This is a genomic window from Caballeronia sp. (genome assembly GCF_049581465.1).
Lineage (GTDB): Bacteria > Pseudomonadota > Gammaproteobacteria > Burkholderiales > Burkholderiaceae > Caballeronia.
Genome location: NZ_JBAUSA010000256.1, coordinates 1 through 4,129, shown reverse-complemented (window position 1 = coordinate 4,129; position 4,129 = coordinate 1). Strand labels below are relative to the sequence as shown.

The following is a 4,129-nucleotide window of genomic DNA, read 5'->3' as shown; positions in this document are numbered from 1 at the left end:
GCAATGGCCTTGCGCATTTGCCTGACTACGGTCTGGGTGACCTGTCGAAGATTTATCGGCACATGCCGGCCTCGGCGCATACGCTTCGACGCGAGATTGAAGGCACGTTGCTCAAGTACGAGCCGCGCTTGAAATCGATCGATATAGCTCCCGTCGATCCGGAGGACGGCATGTTGCTCAGTTTCACGATGACTTGTGAATTGCATCAAGGAGGACTTGTGCGCTATGGCACGTATTTCACGCCTGACGGACAAGCACGGCTTACGACGCAGGACAACACGCGCGACTAACAAGTACATGCGGAATAGTCCCGAAGGATGCGAACATGAAAAAGATGGCGTTGAAAGGCAACGCAACAACGACCGGAGGTGAAATCCTTGACGGCGATGAGACGGCCCTCGACAACGGTCGCCCGATCGCGCGTCATATGGATCTCGACCGCTTTTCCGTACAGTTTGCCGCCAATGAGAGCGTCGATCATTGCAGCTTCCTTCGGTTGATTTCCAGTTGTACGTGGGACAGACACAAGTGACACCCCTTCTAAAGAAGGGGGGTGTCACCTGTGTCCTGTGTCCAAGACACAAAATTTGTGTTTGTGTCCGCTTGTGTCCGCTTGTGTCCGGGCCATCATTTCTCCCGCAGCCAATCGTCTTCAATGACATAAACGCCGTTCTTTGCCATCGCCTGAATCGCTCGTCCGACAAGGGTCTTGCGCAGCTTTGGTTCGCACGCCAGTGTTGCGCCCGCGACGAGCACAACCTTCTGCAGTTGGACACAAGGACGGTCGACCGGGCTGTGTCCTTTTCCGAAATCCGGGGACACAATCAGCATTTTTTTGATGGCTTCGTAAACCGCTATTTGTGTCATGCCTTTTGGCATCGCTGGGCGGTTTGCCAACACCTTTTCAAAGACGGGTCTGATCACGCACGACGTAAGAGGCAATCCGTTCCCTTTCGTGCCGACTTCGACGGGGTCGAGCGCGAATAAATGCGCGATGTCGTCTGGGCCGTCCTTCTGCTTGCCCGTGCGCCATTCGCGCGAGCCCTTCACCTTCAACACGTGAAGGTGAAAATCCACGGCTGCGGCGATCGATGAATGCCCACGCGGACCCGCATCAAGATTCTTGCCCGAATGGTGTATCGCAATGACCGTCCCGCCGATGCGATCGCGCAGTTCGGACATCGCTTTAATTGTTAGCGATGCGTCTTGGCTTGAGTTTTCGTCTGCGCCGCTTGTTGCGCGAGCGAGTGTGTCGATGAATAGAACGCCATCTTTCGCGCCGACCGCCTGCATCGCTGTGCACAGGTCATCAATGTCTTGCCGCGCGTGCAGCGAAAACGGCTGTTCAATAAAATGAACGTTTGACGGAAAGAGCCGCTTGTTTGCGACTTGCCACGCCAGAATCCGCCGCGAAATACCGGCGTGACCTTCGAGAACCAGGTAAGTCACAACGACGCGACGCGTCGTACGTCCGAAAAATTCGCGACCTTCAGCCAGGCGTGCAGCCATTTCGAGCACAAAGAAGGACTTCGATACGCCAATCCCACCCCAGATCAACCCCACGGCATCTGCCGGAACGACCCCATCGATCAGGTCATCTTTTGTCGGGCGAGCGGCGATCTCGCATCCGCTAAGAACGCAATAGCGAAGCGCCGGAACTTTGACATTAAGCAGCAGTTGCGCAAGCGCTTCTGTGCTGTGTTGGACCTCGAAGTCGTACGCGTCATAATTTCTTGGTGCGTCGTCGGACATCACAATCCATGCGCCCCGAACCTCACAGGCGATCTTTTCGGCACGCTGTTCTTGCCCGCGATCCGGCACAAGAATGATCTGTGCGCCTGGATATTGTGAGCGGATCGCGCGAGCGACGGTCGCGAAGCGGCCAACGCCCACTGTAACCGCGACGGCAGCGTGTATATCGGCGCGCGCCACCGCGTTGCCTGTAGCGATTCCTTCGACAACGAACACTCGACCGTTGGCAGCTATTGCGCCGATCAAGAACATTGAATCTGCGAGATTGCAACCGGCAAGGTTCTTCTTCCCACCCTTTGCGTCGATCTGTTGCAATGAGTGCAACTCGCCAGCTAAGGACCTCAGCGGTACAGCCAATAAGCCGTTCGGAAGTACCCTAAGGTCGGTCGGGTCGATCCGCTTCGCGCTGACATACGGGTCAGTGTCAGCAGGGCTGCCATCGGCCCATATGCTAGCTACGTCAACCTTCTTGGGTGGCGTCGAAGGTGCTTTCACCACCGGGGTTATTGGCGCGTCACCGCGATTCTTCATCGGTTTATTCCATCCATATCTACGCGCGAAATGAAATAGCGTCCGAGCGGTAATCGCGCCGCTCGGTTCGATGCTTTGCCAAGTAGCTTTAAAGTCCGATTCTTTGAAGCTGTCCACGGCTTGTCGCGACCATTCACGCGCATCGCAATCATTCAGCCCCGCCGCGCTGGCGGCCATAAGCACTCTGATCCACGTCTCGCGCGGCAGGTCCGCCGGAATGCTGTAAAGAGCGTCAAGCGCGCGTGCGTTCATCGCGGCTCACTCCACGCAAGGCCGGACAATCGCAGCACATCGCATGTGTGAGTTGGCGATCACGGGTGAACCTCGCGGCGCGTGAGGCCCCGACGCGCAGGGACGCGGCGATGTCGGGGTACCCTAGAGCGCCGGAACGCGGGAACCCGTCATCGCGGATAACGTTAAAGTCGATAAAGCGAACCCGGCGTGCATTGCTTAAATGCTGGCCGAGTGCGGCATACGATTTTTCACTTCTCGCATAGCCGTGTTTGCTAACTAGGCGATAAAAAATATGCCGACGTATTAATGGCAGATGGGCCGCATACTCATTTTCGATCGTCAGCATTAGATAAAGTAATTCCAGCGTCTTGACTCGCGGATTCCAATTATCGATAAAGCCCCGCGTCCGTCCGCGTTTTGCGCGGAATGCATCAAAATCGGTCACAGTGATTCTCCGTGAAATTTGGATACTCGTAAGCCGAGCTTCGCCACGCCAAGCGACTGGGTGCTCGACGGCCAAGCGCGATCGCTCTGGGGTATTCGATGATAGATGCGGCGATGAGGTGTTAAGCAGCGTCACCCGCGTTCGACGCGTTCACTTGCTCAGCAAAGCGCGCTTGTTCCCACGCATGGGCGCAGCGCTGCGTAATTACGATCTTCTTAGAGCCGATACGCAGTTCTTGCGGGCCTTTACCGAGCTTTTTCAGCTCGTAATAGAAAGGGCGGCTTAAGTGATACCACTTGCAAAACGTGGCAATGGTGAACGGTGCAGCACCGTCGTAACCGGCGAGCGGAGGTTCGATGTCAGCGTCGTCCATAAATCCAGGAGATCCCATAGTGTCACCTATACGTAGTTGTACTTTGTGTTATTTGCCTGTGCTCTGAGACGGACTGTAGCTGAAGTATCGCGATTTACTAGGGGGGCGATGGCAGATGACCGACTAGCAGGGACTGTATTGAACGTTACCTAACACCGAATTACTCCAACTTACTGCAGTGAACGAAGAATTATTTTTCGGAATGGCCAAAATAAATCGCAATGGGTGAGTTGGCAGTCTCAGTGCGAGCTGCATCGGGAGAAAACACTGTGGTGTCGATGTTGACCTTGGGCTCAAAGTGAGCACGAGCCTGCGCACGGACTCAGACTTTTGGTGGTGAAATGCATGCAAGATCACTGCGCGTCTGCGCTGGGCACGTACGACATGCGCGGTTTGGTTGGGAATCGATCAAGCATGTTGACGCAATAGCGCTTTCAAAGATCGCGGGGCGCGGGCTTTCGACTTGCAGTGACGTCGACGGGCAAGCGGCCCGCCGTGACAACGTATCGAATAATCGGCGCAACCTCTGCGACATATCGGGCATCGGGCTCGTCTATGCCGGCGTCTTCGGCTGCATCGTTGACGCCGCGGAGACCCGCTTTGAGTAGAGCGGGCTTGTCCAGTGGTGCGCCCAGCATGGGCGCAATCTTGGAGGTGCGCGTCGGCCCGTGAGTGGACCGGAGCGAACGAAGTGAAGCGCAACTGCGTGAGGGCGACCGAGCGTGGGAAGTAAGCGTGGAGCGAAACCGCGGGCCGATGGACAAGAACCGGATATACGGCGGTGGGGTTCTGCT

The 4,129-nt window shown here is 56.1% G+C and carries 6 protein-coding genes and 1 pseudogene; 2 read left to right on the top strand and 5 right to left on the bottom strand.

Translation table 11 applies throughout. The features are described from left to right. Both tssE and WCA53_RS06395 read left to right on the top strand, forming a co-directional pair. Positions 1–290, top strand: a 290-nt coding sequence (tssE, locus tag WCA53_RS06400; protein ID WP_423907056.1) for a type VI secretion system baseplate subunit TssE, incomplete at its 5' end; no start/stop codon positions are given. A gap of 35 nt (positions 291–325) precedes the next feature. Beyond that, positions 326–532: a hypothetical protein gene (locus WCA53_RS06395; protein ID WP_423907054.1), complete on the top strand. Its 207-nt coding sequence runs from the start codon at positions 326–328 to the stop codon at positions 530–532. A 95-nt stretch (positions 533–627) separates the two neighbouring features. Here WCA53_RS06395 and WCA53_RS06390 read toward each other — a convergent pair whose 3' ends face one another. The 5 genes and pseudogenes from WCA53_RS06390 to WCA53_RS06370 all read right to left on the bottom strand — a co-directional run bounded on the left by WCA53_RS06390 (position 628) and on the right by WCA53_RS06370 (position 3,973). Then, complete coding sequence (locus tag WCA53_RS06390; RefSeq protein WP_423907058.1) at positions 628–2,283, bottom strand: AAA family ATPase; 1,656 nt, start codon at positions 2,281–2,283, stop codon at positions 628–630. Positions 2,284–2,319: 36 nt separating this feature from the next. After that, positions 2,320–2,535 (bottom strand): annotated as a pseudogene (locus WCA53_RS06385) (PriCT-2 domain-containing protein); the annotation flags it as partial. Continuing rightward, positions 2,516–2,962 carry a hypothetical protein gene (locus WCA53_RS06380; protein ID WP_423907052.1) on the bottom strand — a complete coding sequence of 149 codons (447 nt, stop codon included), beginning with the start codon at positions 2,960–2,962 and terminating at the stop codon, positions 2,516–2,518. The gene WCA53_RS06380 and the pseudogene WCA53_RS06385, both read right to left, overlap by 20 nt. A gap of 121 nt (positions 2,963–3,083) precedes the next feature. After that, positions 3,084–3,335: a hypothetical protein gene (locus tag WCA53_RS06375; protein WP_423907050.1), complete on the bottom strand. Its 252-nt coding sequence runs from the start codon at positions 3,333–3,335 to the stop codon at positions 3,084–3,086. A 434-nt stretch (positions 3,336–3,769) separates the two neighbouring features. Next, positions 3,770–3,973, bottom strand: coding sequence for a hypothetical protein (locus tag WCA53_RS06370; RefSeq protein WP_423907047.1), 204 nt, complete (start codon positions 3,971–3,973; stop codon positions 3,770–3,772). Positions 3,974–4,129 lie beyond the last annotated feature (156 nt).

Coding starts and splice junctions, on each gene's coding strand:
- WCA53_RS06375 (WP_423907050.1), bottom strand. CDS start 3,335: ATGGACGACGCTGACATCGAACCTCCGCTCGCCGGTTACGACGGTGCT.
- WCA53_RS06390 (WP_423907058.1), bottom strand. CDS start 2,283: ATGAAGAATCGCGGTGACGCGCCAATAACCCCGGTGGTGAAAGCACCT.
- WCA53_RS06395 (WP_423907054.1), top strand. CDS start 326: ATGAAAAAGATGGCGTTGAAAGGCAACGCAACAACGACCGGAGGTGAA.
- WCA53_RS06370 (WP_423907047.1), bottom strand. CDS start 3,973: ATGCTGGGCGCACCACTGGACAAGCCCGCTCTACTCAAAGCGGGTCTC.